This window comes from Mycobacterium intracellulare ATCC 13950 (assembly GCF_000277125.1).
In the GTDB taxonomy this organism is placed as follows: Bacteria; Actinomycetota; Actinomycetes; order Mycobacteriales; family Mycobacteriaceae; genus Mycobacterium; species Mycobacterium intracellulare.
In genome coordinates this window covers 3,358,183-3,377,557 of the sequence record NC_016946.1, presented here as the reverse complement: position 1 = coordinate 3,377,557, position 19,375 = coordinate 3,358,183, and the positions used below count along the sequence as shown (strand labels likewise).

Below are 19,375 nucleotides of genomic sequence, written 5' to 3'. Positions count from 1 at the left end.
GCTGGATCCGCTTCTGACCCAAGCTGTTTGGCGGCCCGCCGTCCCGCACGGACGCTCATGATTGCTCCGTCACGTCCGCGGTCATGGCTACCAGCACGCGCTTGAAACGTTCGACCAGCTTCTCGATTCTGTCCGCCGTGAACACGTCGGTATCGAATTCGACGCGGAGACCCAGTTCGTGGCCCGGCGCGACTTGCACCGAAAGCGGGTAGTGGTTGTATTCGCGGTTCGTAAAGCCGGTTATCTTCAACTCGTCGATTGCCGACAGCGCGGCGGTGTCGATCGGATAGTTCTCGTACACGAACATCGTGTCGAACAACTGGTCGTGTCCCGTTATGCGGTGTATCTCACTCAGAGCCAGGTGCTGGTGGTCAAGCGTCTTGGTGTAGGCGATCTGCAGCTGCTCAAGCAGGTCGGCGGTGGTCGTCTCCGCGCCGATGGTCGCCCGGACCGGGACCGTGTTGATCAACAGACCGACCATCGATTCCGCGCCGGCCAGGTCGGTCGGCCGCCCGGACACCGCGGTGCCGAACACCACGTCGTCCTGTCCGGTCAGCCACGTCAGCAGCAGCGCCCACGCGGCCTGCAGGACGGTGCTGACCGTGGTGTGGTACGAGCGCGCCAGCTCGCCCAACGCCTTCGTGGTCTCCGCGGACACTCGGAACGACTCCGCACCGCGCAGACCGAGCGCTAGGCCCCCCGGGGGTCCCACCAGGCTGGGAGCGCCGAACCCGTCGAGGACCTCACGCCATGCCGTCTGAGCCGCGCCTCGGTCTTGTTCGGACAGCCAGGTGACAAAGCTGCGATACGACGGGGCGGCGGGCAACCGCACACCGTAATAGCTGGCGAAGATTTCCTGCAGCAGGATCGGCTTCGACCAACCGTCGAGCACGATGTGGTGGTTGGTGAGCACGAACCTATACAGATCGTCTGCGGCGCGGATCAAGGCAGCCCGGAACGGCGGCCGGCCCGCCAGATCGCAGACCGCGACGCGTTCGGCGGTGCACAGCTGCTGTACCTGTTCCTCGAGATCGGCGTCTGCCGAGCTGAGCTCGACGTACTGCCAGGCCAGCGCCGGATCGGCGGGCATGACCTGCACCGGTTCGCCGAAGTCTTCGCAGAAACCGGCCACCAGGTTCGGGTGGCGGGTGACGACGGCGTGCACCGCCTCGCGCAAGCGTTGCGGATCAAGGGCACCACTCACGGTGATATCGAGCTGCACCGCATACAAGTCGTCACCGCCGCGCCCGCTGCCGGCGTAGTACAGCAGGCCCTGCTGCAGCGGCGTTAGCGGCAACACATCGCCGATCCGGTACTGCTGCGCCAGCCTGTCGATGTCGCGCTGGGCGAGACGGGCCGGCGCGATGTCGGACGGGGTCAAGCCGCCCCCACCGCCGCGCACGTGCGCGCAGATGCCGGCCAGCGCGTCGAACCACAGCTCGGCGAGCCGGCTGATCTGCTTGTCGTGCAACGCCGAACGCGCCCAGGTCCAGTTGGCCTGCAGCTGCGGGCCGGCCTCGGTGTCCATCGTGCCGGCATTGAGCTCCACGGTATGCGCCAACGGCATCTCCACGGCGCCCGCGGCGCCGCCCAGCGAGAAACTGTTCTCGCTGAGCCGCCATAGCTCACCGGAGAGCTCGGCCGCCCCACCCAGACGACCTAGGTAGTTGAAGCCGATCACGGGGTCGGACCCACCCAGGTCGACCTCGGGGGTGAGGTAGCGCAGCAGCCCGTAGGTCAGGCCGTCGGGCAGGGCGCGCAGCTGTTCCTTGGCGTCCTTGATCGCAGCGCCCAGTGCATCCTCACCCGCTACCACCTGTCCCCAGGACAGGCCGCCGGCCGGGCGCCTGAAATTCAGCGCCACCGGGTACTTGGTGGTGAACCAGCCCACCGTGCGCGACAAGTCGATATGCGGGGCCAGCTCCTCCTGGCGGCCGTGGCCCTCCACATTGATGCCGATCGGGGCGCTGACGCTCAAGAATTGGGTCCACGCCAGCCCGAACGCGATCAGCAGGATGTCCTGCACCCCGGCATGAAACGCCGCCGGGACCGCACCGAGCAGCAGGCGGGTCGTCTCGACATCCAGGGACACCGACAATTGGCCGGCGCTGACGTAGGTGTCCTCCGCCTGTACCGGCGGCAGCGCGGCCGGGATCGCCGCCACCTGACGCCACGCCTCGGCCTGGGCCATCACCTCCGCGGTCTGCGCGTACTCGGCCAACAACGACGACCACCGCGCAAACGACGTCCCGGTTGCCGGCAGCGCCACCGGCTGGCCACTGCGATGCTGGGCCCATGCAATGTTGATGTCTTCCAACAGGATTCGCCACGACACGCCATCGACGGCCAGGTGGTGAATGATCAACGCCAACTGGTTGGTCGACTCGGCCCACACCGCGCGCAGCAATGCCCCGGTCCCCGGGTGCAGGCGTGACCGGGCCGCCACCAACGCCTCGGCCGACAGCGCGTCGACGGTGTCCGCGCAGCCGCCGGCATCTACCGTCCCGGCTTCGGGCACCCACAACGACCAGCCGCCGGCGCCGTCGTCGTCGACGCGCAGCCGCAACGCGGCATGCCGGTCAAGCAACGCCTGCAGCACCACCATCGCGTCGCCCTGTGCGACACCGGCAGGAGCTTGCAACACCATCGTCTGGTTGAACTGCTCGACCGGACCCTCGACGCTGTGCAGCCAGCGCATGATCGGGGTAGCCACCACCGGCCCGGTGCCCTCGTCGACCACGCCGCCCTCGCCGTCGGCGACCACCGTGGCGACCTGTGCGAGGCGCGCCGCGGTCTGTTCGACGAAAACGTCACGCGGACGGCACATTACGCCGGCCGCGCGGGCGCGGGCCACGACCTGCATCGACAGGATGCTGTCGCCGCCCAGATCGAAGAACGAATCATCGACACCGACCCGCTGCACACCCAGTACCTGGGCATAGATGCCGGCCAGGATTTCCTCGACCGCGCTCGATGGAGCCCGGTAACGGTCGACATCGGAGTATTCGGGTGCCGGCAGGGCGCCGACATCGAGCTTGCCGTTGACCGTCAAGGGCAGCGCCTCGAGCACGACGATCGCGGTCGGCACCATGTAGGCCGGCAACCGTTCACCCAACTGCGTACGGATCTCGGCCGGGTCGGCGGCCCCGGTGATGTAGCCCACCAGCCGCTTGTCGCCGGGGCGGTCCTCGCGCGCGATCACCGCCACATGATCGACCCCGTCCAAATCGGCGAGGGCCGCCCGGATCTCACCGAGCTCGATGCGATACCCGCGGATCTTGACCTGCTCGTCAGCGCGGCCGACGTAACGCAGCTGTCCGTCGGCGCCCCACGACACCAAATCCCCGGTGCGATACATGCGGGCCCCCGGCTCCCCGAACGGGCACGCCACAAACCGCGTCGAGCTCAATCCCGGCCTGCCCACATACCCCGCGGCCAACCCGGCACCGGCCACGTACAGCTCGCCGACCACCCCGGCGGGGACCTGACGCATCCACCCGTCGAGTACGAAGAAGGCAAGGTGGGTCAACGGCACGCCGATGGGGCTGGCATTGCTGTCGACGTCGCCGTCGAGGATCTCGCGGAACGAAGCGTGCACGGTCGTCTCGGTGATGCCATACAGATTGATCAGACGTGGCAGTCCGGGATGGCGGTTCAGCCACGTCTGCAGACGCTGGGGTTCGAGCGCCTCGCCCCCGAACACCACCGCCTGCAACTTCAGCTGCTGACCCAGCTCCGAGGCGAGCCCATCAGCGGTCTGCAGCGCATAAAACGCGGACGGCGTCTGGCTCAACACGTTGACCTGTTCACGAACCAGTAAGGCGTGCAACTCTTCTGGCGAACGCACCACCGAATCGGGCACCATCACCAACCGCCCGCCGTACAGCAGCGAACCGAAGATCTCCCACACCGCGAAGTCGAACGCCAACGAATGACACTGTGTCCACACCTGTCCCAGCGTCAACTGGGTGTCCAGCGAGTCCAGCAATTGGGTGACGTTGCGATGAGGCACCGCAACACCTTTGGGCGTCCCGGTGGTGCCCGAGGTGTAAATGACGTAGGCGATATCGTCCGCAGCCGGCGGCGCCAACGGCGTCTCGGGCTGGGCCGTCACCGCAGGGTCGTCGATGTCGATGAGCGGCAGGCCGGACCCCTCCAGTCGTGACCGCATGTCCGCGTTGGTGACCACCGCGATAGGCGCAGAATCGCCCAACACGAACTCGATCCGCGCCGGGGGCACCGTCGGATCGATCGGCACATAGGCGGCACCGGTTTTGAGCACCGCCAGCATTGCCACCACCGCCTCGGGCGTACGCGGAAGCAACAGGGCCACACGCGTACCCGGGCCCGCACCCTGAGAAATCAGCAAGCGCGCCAACCGATTAGCGAACGTTTCCACTTGACGGTAAGTCCATGACCGATCCCCATAGCTGATCGCCACCGCCTCCGGGTCGCGGACCGTCGCCTGAGCGGCGAACAATTCGGGGATCGAGACCGCGGACGTCTCCGGCTCGGCCAGCACCGCCCGATTGCCCCACTCGTCGAGGCGGTCGTGATGGCAGCGGTCGAGCAGATCGATCGACGACAACCGCCGGGCGGGATCGGCGGCCATTGCCACCAGCGCGCGCCGCAACCGGTCGATCAGCGTGTCGATGGCCGCACGGTCAAATGCGTCCGTGTCGAATTCGACGCGAACACTGAGTTCGTGGCCCGGCGTCGCCACCACCGAAAGCGGATAGTGGTTGAATTCGCGGCTGTCGAACGCGGTAATGGCCAGCTCATCGGCGCCCGACAGGGCACCGGCGTCGATCGGATAGTTCTCGTACAGGAACAGCGTGTCGAACAGTTGATCGTGGCCGGTGGCGCGGTGTATCTCAGGGAGAGCCAGATACTCGTACTCGAGGGTTTCGTTGTGGACGCGCTGCAGCTGCTCCAACAGATCGGCCACTGTGGTCCGGGTGGTGACGTTCGCCCGCACCGGCACCGTGTTGATCATCAGTCCCACAATGGATTCCGAGCCGCTCAGCTCGGTCGGCCTACCGGAGACCGCGGTGCCGAACGCCACATCATGCTGACCGGTCAGCCACATCAGCAGCTGCGCCCACGCGCCCTGCAACACGGTGCTCACGGTGGTGTGGCACAAGCGGGCCAACTCGGTCAGGGACGCCGTGGTCTCGGCGGACATCCGGAAGGACGCGACGTCGTGGCGGCCTACCTGGCCAGGCGTGCCCACCAATGTCGGCGCGTCGAAGCCCGCCATCACGTCGCGCCAAACCGCCTGTGCGGCACTGCGATCCTGCCGATCCAGCCAGCTGACAAAGCTGCGGTACGACGGGGCCGCGGGCAGCCGCTCGCCGTAGTAGCTGCCGAACACCTCCCGCATCAGGATCGGCAGCGACCAGCCGTCCGCCACGATGTGGTGAATGGTGAGCACCAACCGGTATTGGTCTTCTGCGACGCGGATCAACGCCGCACGGAACGTCGGCTTGTCAGCCAGGCCGCAGACCGCGGCGCGCTCAGCGGCACACAGGCGTTCCACCTGCTGATCGGCGTCCGCGCCCGCGGGGTCCAACTCGACGTCCTGCCACCCGATCACCGGCTTCGCCGGGATGACCTGCACCGGCTCGCCGAAGTCTTCGCGGAACCGGGCCAATAGGTTGGGATGGCGGTTGACCACCGCCTGCACGGCCTCGCGCAGGCGGTGCGCATCGAGGGGGCCGTGGAGCGTGATACCGAGCTGCACGGTGTACAGGTCGTCCAGACCCGGCACGAAGCTGGTGTGGAACAGCAGACCCTGCTGCACCGGGGTCAGCGGCAGCACGTCCACGACGTCGCCCTGCGAGCAGAGTTCGTCGATCTGCTGTTGGCTGAGTCGGGCGGGAGCGATATCGGATGGGGTAAGTCCGCCGCCGCCGGCTTTGACGTGCGCGCAGATACCGGCCAGAGCCTCAAACCACAACTGGCTCAGGCGGCCGACCTGCTCGTCGTTCAGCGCCGAGTGCGCCCACGTCCAGTTCGCCTGCAGCTGCGGCCCGGCGTCGGTGTCGATGGTGCCGGCATTGAGCTCCACCGTGTGCGCCAACGGCAGGGGCACCGCCGCAGCCATGCCGGCAAACGACAGGCTGTCCTCGTTGATCCGCCACAAATCGCCGGGCAGGTCGGCACCCGCACCGAGACGGCCCAGGTAGTTGAACCCGATCGTCGGGTCAGACGCACCGAGATCAACCTCTGGGTTCAGGTAGCGCAGCAGACCATAGGTCAGCGGATCGGGTAGGGCGCGCAGCTGTTCCTTGGCGTCCTTGATCAGTGCGCCGAGTGTGGCCCCACCGGTGACCACCTGTGCCCACGACAGGCCACCGACCGTCACGGCGACCGGATATTTGGTGGTGAACCAGCCCACCGTGCGAGACAGGTCCACGGCGGGAGCCAGCTCCTCGTGGCGCCCGTGACCCTCGACGTCGATACCGATCGGCACAGCCGCGCCGGCGCCGAGAAACTCCGCGAACGCCAGCCCGAAGGCGATCAGCAAGATATCGCCGACCCCGGCGTGGAACGCCGCCGGCACCTCACCCAGCAGCAGGCGGGTTGTCTCGACATCCAGCGACGCCGACAGCTGGCCCGCGGACTCGTAGGTGTCCGCCTCTGGTTGCACCGTCGGCAACGCGGCCGGTATTGCCGCCACCTGTCGCCAGGACTCGGCTTGCGCCACTACCTCGGGGCGACACGCATGGTCGGCAAGCAGCGCCGACCACCGCGCAAACGATGTCCCGCCGGCGGGCAACGCCACGGGCCGGCCACCGTGATGCTGTGCCCAGGCGATGTTGAGGTCCTCCAACAGGATTCGCCACGACACCCCGTCCACGGCCAGGTGATGAATGATCAATGCCAGCTCGCCGGTGGACGTCGCCCACACCGCGCTGACCATCACTCCCGCCCCAGGGTTCAACCGCGACCGGGCCTGTGCCAGCGCCTCATCCGACAACACATCGACGGTATGCAGGCATCCGCGCGCGTCCACCGACCCAGCTTCGGGTGCCTCCAGCGACCAGCCGCCGGCGCCGTCATCGTCGATGCGCAGCCGCAACATCGCGTGCCGATCGAGCAGCGCCTGAAGGACAACCGCCACGTCGGCTGCCGTCACACCCGCCGGGGCGGCGACCACCATGGTCTGGTTGAACTCGTCGATCGGGCCCTCGACGTCGCGCAGGCAGCGCATGATCGGAGTGGCCACCACCGGGCCGATTCCCTCGTCGACGACGCCGCCTTCGGCACTGGACACCGTCGCGACCCGCGCCAGTCGCGCCACCGTCTGTTCGACGAAAACGTCACGCGGGCGGCACATCACCCCGGCTGCGCGCGCGCGGGCCACGACCTGCATCGACAGGATGCTGTCGCCGCCGAGGTCGAAGAACGAGTCATCGACCCCTACCCGCCGCATCCCGAGGACTTGGGCGTAGATCTCGGCCAGGATTTGTTCGACCGCGCCGGCCGGGGCCCGGTACTCACCGGCGGTGAATTCGGGTGCGGGCAAGGCACGCTTGTCGAGTTTGCCGTTGGCCGTCAATGGGATTGCCGGCAACACGACCACTGCGGCGGGGACCATGTAGGCGGGGAGCCGATCAGCCAGTGCCGCGCGGATCTCGGCCGGGTCGGCGGTGCCGGTGATGTAACCCACCAGCTGCCTGTTGCCCGGGCGGTCCTCGCGGGCGATGACCGCCGCCTGGTCCACCCCGTCGAGAGCAGCCAGGGCTACCTGGATTTCACCGACTTCGATCCGGTACCCGCGGATCTTGACCTGCTCGTCGGCGCGGCCCAGGTGTCGCAGCTGCCCGTCCGCGCCCCAGGAGACCAGGTCGCCGGTGCGATACACCCGTGTTCCGGGGGCCCCGAACGGGCACGCCACAAAGCGCGACGCGGTCAAACCAGCACGCCGCACATACCCGACGCCCACGCCACGACCGGCCAGGTACAGCTCACCGACCACCCCGGCCGGCACCGGCTGCAACCACTTGTCGAGCACGAACATTGCCGCCCCGGGTATCGGCGACCCGATCGGCACCAGGCCCGGTCCCGGCGTGAGAGGCGTACTCATCGATGCACACACTGTCGCCTCGGTCGGGCCGTAGGCATTGATCATCACCCGCCCGGGTGTCGCCCAACGATCCACGACGTCGGTCGGGCAGGCCTCACCGCCCACCACCAACGCCGTCGACTCCAGCCCTTCCGGTGACAGCATCGCCACCGACGACGGAATCTGAGTCAGGACGCTGACGTGTTCCGCGACCAGCAACGCGTGGAGATCTTCCGGGGACCCGGCGACTGCCTCCGGCACCACCAGCAGCCGCCTACCCCGCAGCAGCGCACCCCAGATATCCCACACCGATAGGTCGAAGGCCGAGGAGTAGCACTGCGCCCACACCCCGCCCGGCGGCAGGAGTTCGTCGAGCGCCTCGATCAGCCACGTGACGTTGTGGTGCGTGATGGCTACGCCCTTGGGTGTTCCGGTGGTACCGGAGGTGTAGATGATGTAGGCGACATTTTCGGGGGCGGGATATGGAAGTGGGGTGCCGGGTTGGGCCTCGATGGAGGGATCGTGGACATCGATGACCGGCAGGTCGGATTTGTCCAGCCGTGAGCGCAGTTCGGCCGTGGTGATCACGGCGGTCGGTGCGGCATCGGCAAGCACGAACTCCATCCGCGCCGACGCATGCGCCGGGTCGATCGGCAGATACGCCGCCCCGGTCTTGAGCACGGCCAGCATCGCCACGATCGCCTCCGCGCACCGGGGGAAAAGCAGCGCTACACACTGCCCTGGGCCAACCCCACGGCCGGCCAGAAGATGGGCCAACCGGTTCGCGGCCTCATCGAGCCCCCGATACGTCATGGCGCGGCCGTCGAACGTCACCGCTATTGCCTCGGGGGTGCGGTCGGCGTGCTCGGCGAACACCGCCGGAATCGACGCCGGCGCGGTGACCGGCCGGGCTGACGCCGCGCGATGCGACCACCTGTCGAGCCGGTCGTTCTCTTCCGCGTCGAGGATTTCGATCGAGGAGATCGGCCGTTGTGGATCGGCGGTCATTTCCATCAGCACCTGCTGCAGGCGTGCCGCCAGATAGGGAACGCCAAAGCTCGCAAAGGGTTGTCCGACCCCCGCCGTGCTGAGAAACAGCTGATCGGCGGCCCCGATGAAGAACAGGCCGAAGTGCCCGGCCGGGCCGTTGTTGGTGTACGTCGCGGTTGCCGGAGCGCCTCCGAGCTCCAGGGTCAATCGAGATGGGATGAAATTGACACCTACCCGGTTCGATGGCTCTCTGAGGCTGCGGGAGCCGACTTCACCGTCGAGCTGGTGCACCGGAAACCGTTGATGCTTCAGCAATTGTCGTATCTGGACGTCAACGTGCTGACAAAAATCGGCGACCGTTGTCTGCGGTGACGTCTGCAGGACCAGCGGCACAACTCCGGCGAGCATCCCTGGGAGCGTCTTCGACTCGGGACGTACGCGCCGGCTGACCGGGAAATCCAGTGCCACCTCCGAACCGCTTCCCGACCATGCATGCACCACGAGTGCGGACGCCGCGGTGATGACCGAATAGCGACGGATGCGCAGCTTCTTTGCCAACGCTTGCATCCGGGCGACGGCGGTCGCGTCCAATTGGACTGAGGCCGAAGGCGAACACGGGTCCCCGCTGGCGTCGGTCTGGGGGAGCTGATAGTCGTGTCCGCCCTCCGGCGGAAGGTTCTTGCGCCAGTACGCCTCGTCTTCCAGATAGTCGGTGGATGCTTCGTATCCCGACTCGAGGTCAATCAAATCCTGCGCCGAGCCGAAATAAGCGTCGGGAACGGGCGATCCAGCCACCATTGCCGAATAGATGGTGGCAACCCGACGGGACACCAGCGCCATGCCCAACCCGTCCAAAACGATGTGGTGGCAGCAGCCGAACAAGTAAAACTCCTCGGCCTGCGTCTGGAACAGGACGAATCTGAATAGCTGGCCGTTCAACGCCATCGGCGTGCGCTGGATGGAGGAAGCACTCCGACGGACGTCCTGCAGGGGATCGAGCGAGCCGGTCAGGTCGTGAAACTCGACCTCGACGTGCGGGCAATCGATCGGCCGTTGGAGCACCTGCCCGTCGATCTCGAAGAATGAAACCCGGAGCGGCTCGGCTTCCGATACCGCTTGGCGGATCGCCCGCTCGAGGACATCCCGGCGTATCGAGCCTTCGATCTTTATCAACAGGCCGAGTTGCCAATCCGTGCCGGCATAGCCCGATTCCTGCGAGAGCCAGATGTCCAGTTGTCCGCGTGTCAGCGGTAACGCCAGGCCATCACGCCCCATCGACTCCCCCAGAGCTCCACCCACTCGCCCCGCTTACCTCGAGTGGTTACTGGTCAAAATCCTGCCCGTCGCCTGCCGGTCGCGCAGAGATTTCGGCCGAATGTCCGGCCAATTCTTCTCGATGCGAATGCAGGAACGCCGCGCGTCGGCTCCCGTAGCGATCATCCGCCATCCAGTTGGGACATCGGCGGAGGCCGGCCACAGGCCGTGTCGCTCTTGATCGTTCGCCACATCACCCCGGAAGCCCGGCGCACGTCGTGTCTCCGGATCGGTGTGACGGTTGCCAACCGTGCCGGGAGATAACAGTGTCGCCGCGTATCGGCGATTTTGCGAACGTGCGGGGCGGACCACGGTTACACTCCGTTTCGATTCGGGGGATTTACCGCCGGCGACGCACCTGATCTCGGGCGATCAACGTGAGCGCAGGCACCGGTAGGACGTGGGTGTTGAGTTTCGCCATGGGGAGGGGCGTCAATGAACCGACGATCGGATTATGTCTTCACTGAACTCAGCCATCACACGGACGACTGCGTGCCGGTAATACAACAATATCTTGATTTTCTTGTCCGTGGCGACGGTCGAAAAGCTCATTGTCCATTCACCGAGACGATGCTCGGAAAGCGCCAATTCTACTACGATACGAGCGATTTTCTCCTGGATGAGGAGGAATTTTTCCGGGCTATCTCGGAGATGCGTGAATTTCACGCTAGACATTCTGATCGTTATTTGGTTGTCGGGGTCGCGTATCAGAATGTCGATAATTTCCTGCAAGCGGTCGCTGCCCAAGGCGAAGTGTGGCGACAGAAAATGAGACTCGAGCTTATAGCCGCTGGCCTGACGATTGCGTGGACTCATCCGAAAAATCCACTCGGTACCCATACGGATCGCGATAAGCCTGTCGAGCCTCTTTGGGTGAGCGATATTCCACTTCTTATGCTCAGGAATCTCGACAAGGGCGATGAACCGTTCATGGTGAGCGCCGATTCCAAGACCGCGTTCGTGCTGGGCATGAAATATCGCGAAACAATACCAATCGCAATACGTCCTGGTGCAATGAGTCCGCAGCTGGAATCGCACTATAAGTTGAACGCCCTGGCGGATCTCATGAATCATGTTCGACTTTCCTCCGTCAGATCGGTAACGGCCGATTTGGCCGGAGACCTCACGGTGCTTTTGAAAAGCGGAAAAACCTGCGCGCATGCGTGGAGTCCGGAGCCCGCGACATCGGAGGTAATGCAAAATGCTTGAGCTTCCGTGCACCCGGATTGTCGAAAGGCGGGAACGCCCCGTCCATCTGAAGTGACCAACTTTGGGGCAGGAAAGCTTAGCAACTTCGACCTGAGGGGAGCGCCAGGCGACGACATCTGGAAATCAACCATGAACGCCGCTTTCCGGCAGTAACAGTGTTGCTTCTTAGCGACTAGGTCACAAACGTTTGTCCTGGTGAACGCCCCGGTTTAATCCGGGCGGACATCCTGTGACTTCGCAATCCCCATGGACAAAGAAAGACTCGATTGGATCTGCGCGGCAAGGAGGACGTGAATGTACTTACGCTCAACCGCGTGGATCCGCGCGCAATGGCTTACGTATACCCGCGCATTTATTGTGTTCACCCGCATGTCGAAATCGGCAAATAATTTATTGCCCGAAGAAATATGACTAGCAAAGTCGGAACAAGGTGGTGCCACATGGTCTTCTTTGCAGTGCATCGGCGGAGTATTCCTCGTCGGGCGCCGTGGTGACGGGGGTCGAAATGCTTGCCGCCACAGAGCTAAGGTCACGGGGCGCCGGTGATGTGGCCGCAATTCCGCGGGGCCCCCTAGCTCCCAGGTTCGTGCGGCCGACCATTGCGGTGCCGACCGTGCTGGTCTGGCTTGGGTCGCTCGTTGCGTGGTTGGGGGCGACGGCGGCGGTTCTGTGCGGAGTGAGTCGTTGGTGGTTGGCGGTCACCATCGTCGTTCAGGGTCTCGTAACGTTTTCCATGTTCTCGGTGCTGCACGAAGCGATTCACCACACCGTCGGCCGGCCAAAGTGGATCAACCAGATATTCGGTCGCTTGTCGATGCCGTTCGTCTCATTGTTCGGAACTTTCCCCATGCTCGCGTATACGCATCTGGCGCACCATCGCAACACCAACGAAGGTATCCATGAGGATCCGGACGCGTGGAGTCTCACGGGTCCGCGTTGGCAGCTGCCGTTGCGCTGGTTGACGATCGATGCCTGGTATTGCCGCTTTTACTTAATGCGCCTGCGCCGGCGCCCCCGTAAGGAAGCTGTGGGATTTGCCCTATACCTCACTCTGGCCCTTGCCTTCGTAACCACCATCCTGATTCTCGGCTACTGGCGAGAGCTGGTGCTTATCTATTTCATCCCACAGCGGATCGGCATGGTCATCCTCGCGTGGTGGTTTGACTGGCTGCCTCATCACGGCCTTGTTCCGATAAAGACCAATCGATTCCAGGTCACCCGCGCTCGGGTTGGCTGGGAGCGTGTTCTGTGTCTGTTATTGATGTATCAGAACTACCACGTAGTTCATCACCTCCATACTGCGATTCCTTTCTACCTGTACGTAAAGGCATGGCGGGCCGCAGAATCGGAGTATCTGGATCGAAACGTGCCGATCAGCACCGCGTGGGGCCAGGACATGACGCCTTCGGAGTACCGCAGATGGCGAGGGGTCAGTAGCGGCATCGTCGAAGCGGATCGCGGAGATCGGTGGGTAGCGGTTCGACCACACCTCGACGCGGCTGGCGCACCCCCGCCCTCATCATCCCGGCGGCGCAACGGACCGCCAAGCGCCTGTCCCGGCGGCGCGAAATCGTCCTTCTCGCACCGCTTGCCGCGACGTTAGGAACTCAGCGCGAAGCTGGCCTGAAGAAGGACGGGGCCGAGAGTGTTCAGCGTGGGGACGACGGCGCGGTGATCGCGGTCAGACGCCACGTGTCCAGCCACGGCCGCACCAACTCGGCGACGGAGAATTTGGCGCGGGCGGCGCACCCGGCCTTGGGCGTGTAAGGATCACCGCCGCGGATGAGGATGCCGACGGCGCTGACGGTGCCGTCGCGTTCGTAGTGGTACACCGGCCCACCCGAATCGCCGCACTGGCCACTCGCCAGGAACACGACCTTGCTGGCGGTGATCTCCACGATCTGCCCGCAGGCGTCCGCGCCCGAACCCATGCCGAACTTGCACAACTGTTGTCCGACTTGAAGATTGGTGGCTACGCCGGTGACCGGTAGCGACGCGGCGACCGCCGCGGACTGGGGAACGCTGTCACCGTCGAGCGTGATCAGGCCGATGTCGTGCTGTTCGTCGTGGACCCCCTCGCTGATCGTCTCGGTGAACGTGCCCAGCGTGGTGTAGGGAAGGACCCCGCCCAGGTTCATCGTCACCTTGCTCCGCTGACCGGGGCGATTGCAATGACCGGCGGTGAGGATCCCGGCCCGACCGCCCCCGGTATGCACCAAAAACCCTGCGGTGCAACCCATTCCACCGGATCCATCGGCATACTCGACGTAAATGCCGGCACCCGGGCCGATGGCGCTGGCCGCGGGCAGATCGATCGGCGCCAGGGTCGGCGGCGGCGGTAGGGGAGGCTGCCGCGCCGGGGTCGCGGCCCTGGGGTACAGGCAGACGGCCGCCACCAGGGCGGCGGTGCTGCACACCGCCGCCAGGATGAGCAGTGTGGTGTGCAGTTTGGCGCGCTGCGGCACATCGGAGAAACGGCTCTTCGGCTTGCGCCGGCGCTGGTCCCGGCTGGGCAGAAAGCCCAACACGGCCAGCACCGCCAACACCAGGGCACTGAGCGGCAGCGCGACGGTACGAGCCGGCGAATAAGGCGACCCCCAGCTGGCGAACTCCAGCGCGTACACGCCCCCCATTAGATCGGTCTTTGCCGCCTCGCGCGGCGCTCTCGACAGAGTTGGTGGATCAGCCGACGGTGGCCGGCTCGGGGGAGGGTTCGTCATCGACGCGACGGTGTGCGCGGCGGTGGTGCCGACGGAAGTGGCGGACCTCGATGATCAAGCCCGCCAGGCCAAGCGCGCTGGTGATCGCCGACACCAGGTAAAGCAGCGAGCTCGGGTGACCGGCCAGCGCGTCGCCGAGGACGACGACGGCGGTGGTGCCGGGCAGCAGGCCGGCCAGCGTCGCCAGGCCGTACGGCAGCACCCGCACGCTCGACGCGCCGGCGGCATAGTTCAGCGCCGAGAACGGCACCGCCGGAATCAATCGCAGCGACACGATCGCCAGCCAGCCCCGCCGCCGCAGCCGTTCTTCCACCGTGTCGATCGATCGGTGGCGCACCAGGCGGTTCAACCGCCACCCGAGCGCCCGCACCAACAGCAGGGCGATCATCGCGCTCGCCGTGCTGGCGACCACCGCGATGGCGACGCCCAGCAGCGGGCCGAAGAGCAACCCGGCCGCCAGCGTGAACGCGGTCCGCGGGATGGGCACCACCGTCACGACGATGTGGGCGACCAAGAACGCCAGCGGGAACCACGGTCCGAGGGACTGCGCCCAGTCGCGCATCTGCACCGGCGAGGGCAGCGGAAGCCACGACGCCAGCACCAGCAGCGCTGTGATGCCCACCACTGTCCAGACGATCCGCGACCGAGACACACTTCGCGCCGCCGCGCCGATGGCGCAGCCGAGATCGCGAAGCGTCGCGGTGATTTTGCTGGTGGCGGAACCCGTCACGGCATCCAAGGTTACGGGGCGCAGATGAATTGGGCGTTGCCCGCGGCTGGCGTTTCGTCCAGAACCCGGTCGGGTGGCGGCGCCTGGCGGTTTTTAGCGGAGAGCTCCCATCAATTAGCCTCAATAGCTAAGTGGTATCCCCAAAGCTGTAGCCCAAATGCTGGGAAAAGGGAGCAATCGGTGTCCATTGATGTACCCGAGCTCGCCGGCCTAGAACAGGTTCGCGGGCGTTGGCGCAGTGCGGTCGCCGGAGTGCTGGCCAAGAGCACCCGGAAGGACCCCGAGCAGTTGGGGGACGCGCCGGAGCGCCTGCTGGAGACCCCGACGTACGACGGGATCGCGATTCGCGCGCTCTACACCGCGCTCGACGAGCTTCCCGAACCGCCGCTGCCGGGCGAGTGGCCCTACGTGCGAGGCGGCGACGCGCTGCGCGACGTCAAGACCGGCTGGCGGGTCGCCGAGGCGTTCCCGGCCACCCCGGTGCCCGGCGTCGCGGCGGCCGACGTCAACTCCGCGGTGCTCGACGCGCTCGGCAACGGGGCCAGCGCCCTGGTGCTGCGGATCGGGGAGTCGGGCGTGGCGCCCGGCCAGCTGGCCGACGCGCTGCAGGGTGTCTACCTGAGCATGGCGCCGCTGATCCTCGAAGCCGGCGCCGACTACGCGGCGGCCAGCGACGTGGCGCTGGCGCTGACCGAGGGGGTGGAACCCGATCAGCGCGCCACCGTGTCGATCGACCTCGGCGGCGACCCGCTGACCGCGGCGCTCAGTGAGCGTGCCGCCCCGAAGATCGAGGACGTGGTCGCCGTCGCCAAGCGGGCCGCCGAGCACACGGGCGTGCGGGCGATCACCGTCGACGGACCCGCGTTCCACAATCTGGGCGCCAACGCGACCTGGGAGCTGGCCGCCGGTGTCGCGGCCGCGGTGAGTTACCTGCGGGTGCTCACCGAGGCGGGGATGCCGATCGGCCAGGCGTTGCGCCAGATCAGCTTCCGGTTCGCCGCCGACGACGACCAGTTCATGACGATCGCCAAGTTCCGCGCGGCGCGCAACCTGTGGGCGCGGGTCGCCGAGGTCGTCGGCGACCCGGACGCCGGTGCGGCCGTCATCCACGCCGAGACCTCGCTGCCGATGATGACGCAGCGCGACCCCTGGGTGAACATGCTGCGCTGCACCCTGGCCGCCTTCGGTGCCGGCGTCGGCGGCGCGGACTCGCTGCTGGTGTTCCCCTTCGACGTGGCGATCGACGGGGGATTCCCGGACACCGCAACCAGTTTCGCGCGGCGAATCGCCCGCAACACCCAGCTGCTGCTGCTCGAGGAGTCGCACGTGGGTCGCGTGCTGGACCCGGCCGGCGGGTCGTGGTTCGTCGAGGACCTCACCGCCCGTCTGGCCGAACAGGCCTGGCAGCATTTCCAGGCGATCGAGGCGCACGGCGGATTCACCGAGGCCGTCGATTTCATCGCCGCCCAGATCGGCGAGATCGCGGCCCGCCGCAGCGATGACATCGCGCACCGCCGCACGGCGATCACGGGTGTCAACGAGTTCCCGAACCTCACCGAACCGCCGCTGCCGCAAAGCGACTCGTCGTATTCGCCGCTCGCCGCCGGGAAGCTGGTGCGTTACGCCGCGGAGTTCGAAGCGCTACGCGACCGCTCCGACGCCTTCGTGGCCCGCACCGGCTCGCGCCCCCAGGCGTTGTTGCTGCCGCTGGGCCCGTTGGCCGAGAACAACATTCGGGCAACCTTCGCGTCGAACCTGTTGGCCTCCGGGGGCATCGAGGCGGTCAACCCCGGAACCGTCGATGCCGCCGGCGTCGCGGCGGCCGTGGCGGATGCGGGGACGCCGACGGTGGCGGTCATCTGCGGCACCGACAAGCGCTACCAGGACGAGGCGTCCGGCGTCGTGCAGGCGGCGCGCGCCGCCGGCATCGACCGGGTTTATCTGGCCGGACCGGAAAAGGCCGTGGCCGACGCCGAGCACCAACCGGACCAATTCCTGACCGCGAAAATCAATGCGGTCGAAGCACTGTCGGATCTGCTCACGAGGCTGGGGGCGTAGCCAGTTATGACGACCACTGCACCTGCTGTCGGCAGCTTCGCCGATGTGCCGCTGCACAGCGAACGGACCATAAAACCGGCGACCGAAGCCGCCGTCGAAGAACACGTCGCCGCGGCCGCGGCCGCCCACTGGTACACGCCTGACCAACTGCAATGGCACACACCGGAAGACATCGACGTCAAACCGGTCTACATCGCCGCCGACCGCGCCGCGGTCGAGGCCGACGGCTATCCACTGCACAGCTTCCCCGGCGAACCGCCGTTCGTGCGCGGACCGTACCCGACGATGTATGTCAACCAGCCGTGGACGATTCGGCAGTACGCCGGGTTCTCCACCGCCGCCGAATCCAACGCCTTCTACCGACGCAACCTGGCGGCCGGGCAGAAGGGCCTGTCGGTGGCGTTCGACCTGGCCACCCACCGCGGCTACGACTCCGACCACCCGCGCGTGCAGGGTGACGTCGGAATGGCCGGTGTGGCAATCGATTCCATCCTCGACATGCGGCAGCTGTTCGACGGCATCGACCTGTCGACGGTGTCGGTGTCGATGACCATGAACGGCGCGGTGCTGCCGATCCTGGCGCTGTACGTGGTGGCCGCCGAGGAGCAGGGTGTCCCGCCGGAGAAGCTGGCCGGCACCATCCAGAACGACATCCTCAAAGAGTTCATGGTGCGCAACACCTACATCTATCCGCCCAAGCCGTCGATGCGCATCATCTCCGACATCTTCGCCTACACCAGCGCCAAGATGCCGAAGTTCAACTCCATCTCGATATCCGGGTACCACATCCAGGAGGCCGGTGCCACAGCGGATTTGGAGCTGGCCTACACCCTGGCCGACGGGGTGGACTACATCAAGGCCGGCCTGGACGCCGAGCTGGACATCGACAAGTTCGCGCCGCGGTTGTCCTTCTTCTGGGGCATCGGGATGAACTTCTTCATGGAGGTCGCCAAGCTGCGGGCGGGCCGGCTGTTGTGGAGCGAGCTGGTCTCCCAGTTCGACCCGAAGAGCGCCAAATCGTTGTCGCTGCGCACACATTCGCAGACCTCGGGCTGGTCGCTGACCGCGCAGGACGCCTTCAACAACGTCGCGCGTACCTGCATCGAGGCGATGGCCGCCACCCAGGGGCACACGCAGTCGCTGCACACCAACGCGCTGGACGAGGCGCTGGCGTTGCCCACCGACTTCTCGGCCCGCATCGCCCGCAACACCCAGCTGGTGCTGCAGCAGGAGTCGGGCACCACGCGGCCCATCGACCCGTGGGCGGGCTCGTATTACGTGGAATGGCTGACCCATCAGCTCGCGCAGAAGGCCCGCGCCCACATCGCCGAGGTCGCCGAGCACGGCGGCATGGCCCAGGCCATCAGCGACGGGATCCCCAAGCTGCGCATCGAGGAGGCGGCCGCGCGCACGCAGGCCCGCATCGACTCCGGGATCCAGCCGGTGATCGGGATCAACAAGTACCAGGTCGAGGAGGACCAGGAGGTCGAGGTCCTCAAGGTCGAGAACAGCCGGGTGCGCGCCGAGCAGCTGGCCAAGCTCAAGGAGCTGCGGGAAAGCCGCGACCAGCAGGCCGTCGACGCCGCGCTCGCCGAGTTGTCACGCGCCGCGGCCGCGCACGGTCGTGCGGGTGAGGACGGGCTGGGCAACAACCTGTTGGCGCTGGCCATCGACGCGGCCCGCGCCAAGGCCACCGTCGGCGAGATCTCCGACGCGCTGGAGAAGGTCTATGGCCGTCACCAGGCGGAGATCCGTACCATCGCCGGCGTCTACCGCGACGAAGCTGGAAAGGCCGGAAACATGGCCAGCGCAACCGAACTGGTCGAGAAGTTCGCCGAGGCCGACGGCCGCCGCCCCAGGATCCTGGTGGCCAAGATGGGGCAGGACGGCCACGACCGGGGCCAGAAGGTGATCGCGACGGCGTTCGCCGACATCGGCTTCGACGTCGACGTCGGATCGCTGTTCTCCACGCCCGAGGAGGTGGCCCGCCAGGCCGCCGACAACGACGTGCACGTGGTAGGGGTGTCCTCGCTGGCCGCCGGTCACCTGACGCTGGTGCCGGCGCTGCGCGACGCGCTCAAAGAGGTGGGGCGCCCCGACATCATGGTGGTGGTGGGCGGCGTCATCCCGCCCGGCGATTTCGACGAGCTGTACGAGGCCGGGGCCGCCGCCATCTTCCCGCCCGGCACGGTGATCGCCGACGCCGCAATCGGCTTGCTGCACAAGCTCGCCGAGCGGCTGGGTTACGACCTCTAATGATGCGCGCGAGACGGCAACTACCGA

General features: G+C 66.4%; 8 protein-coding genes. 4 read left to right on the top strand and 4 right to left on the bottom strand.

Annotated elements, in window-relative coordinates:
- Positions 1-55: 55 nt before the first annotated feature.
- Positions 56-10,336 (bottom strand): non-ribosomal peptide synthetase, encoded by a 10,281-nt coding sequence (locus tag OCU_RS40135; protein ID WP_014380432.1) that lies wholly within the window; start codon positions 10,334-10,336, stop codon positions 56-58.
- A gap of 33 nt (positions 10,337-10,369) precedes the next feature.
- Positions 10,370-10,567, bottom strand: coding sequence for an MbtH family NRPS accessory protein (locus tag OCU_RS50550; protein ID WP_009953281.1), 198 nt, complete (start codon positions 10,565-10,567; stop codon positions 10,370-10,372).
- A gap of 243 nt (positions 10,568-10,810) precedes the next feature.
- Between OCU_RS50550 and OCU_RS51525 the strand changes: the two genes are divergently transcribed.
- Together OCU_RS51525 and OCU_RS40125 are read left to right on the top strand one after the other, a co-directional pair.
- Positions 10,811-11,584, top strand: a complete 774-nt coding sequence (locus tag OCU_RS51525) for a 1-aminocyclopropane-1-carboxylate synthase (protein ID WP_193375006.1) — start codon at positions 10,811-10,813, stop codon at positions 11,582-11,584.
- A 586-nt stretch (positions 11,585-12,170) separates the two neighbouring features.
- The gene (locus OCU_RS40125) at positions 12,171-13,187 is read left to right on the top strand and encodes a fatty acid desaturase (RefSeq protein WP_014380428.1); all 1,017 of its coding nucleotides are present in this window, start codon (positions 12,171-12,173) and stop codon (positions 13,185-13,187) included.
- 46 nt (positions 13,188-13,233) lie between these two features.
- Here the strand turns inward: OCU_RS40125 and OCU_RS40120 are convergent, their stop codons facing one another.
- Both OCU_RS40120 and OCU_RS40115 read right to left on the bottom strand, forming a co-directional pair.
- The gene (locus OCU_RS40120; RefSeq protein WP_041787072.1) at positions 13,234-14,217 is read right to left on the bottom strand and encodes a chymotrypsin family serine protease; all 984 of its coding nucleotides are present in this window, start codon (positions 14,215-14,217) and stop codon (positions 13,234-13,236) included.
- Between the two features lie 49 nt (positions 14,218-14,266).
- The gene (locus tag OCU_RS40115; protein WP_008257927.1) at positions 14,267-15,034 is read right to left on the bottom strand and encodes a TVP38/TMEM64 family protein; all 768 of its coding nucleotides are present in this window, start codon (positions 15,032-15,034) and stop codon (positions 14,267-14,269) included.
- A gap of 180 nt (positions 15,035-15,214) precedes the next feature.
- Here OCU_RS40115 and mutA point away from each other — a divergent pair, with 180 nt between their 5' ends.
- A complete protein-coding gene (gene mutA, locus OCU_RS40110) occupies positions 15,215-17,092 on the top strand; it encodes a methylmalonyl-CoA mutase small subunit (protein ID WP_041787071.1) in 1,878 nt (625 codons plus the stop codon).
- Between the two features lie 6 nt (positions 17,093-17,098).
- Positions 17,099-19,348, top strand: a complete 2,250-nt coding sequence (scpA, locus tag OCU_RS40105; RefSeq protein ID WP_009953287.1) for a methylmalonyl-CoA mutase — start codon at positions 17,099-17,101, stop codon at positions 19,346-19,348.
- Positions 19,349-19,375: the final 27 nt, after the last annotated feature.

What these genes read in the sequence shown, in the direction of transcription:
- OCU_RS40135 (WP_014380432.1), bottom strand. Translation starts at nt 10,336, where the DNA reads ATGGGGCGTGATGGCCTGGCGTTACCGCTGACACGCGGACAACTGGAC.
- OCU_RS51525 (WP_193375006.1), top strand. Translation starts at nt 10,811, where the DNA reads ATGAACCGACGATCGGATTATGTCTTCACTGAACTCAGCCATCACACG.
- OCU_RS40120 (WP_041787072.1), bottom strand. Translation starts at nt 14,217, where the DNA reads ATGGGGGGCGTGTACGCGCTGGAGTTCGCCAGCTGGGGGTCGCCTTAT.
- scpA (WP_009953287.1), top strand. Translation starts at nt 17,099, where the DNA reads ATGACGACCACTGCACCTGCTGTCGGCAGCTTCGCCGATGTGCCGCTG.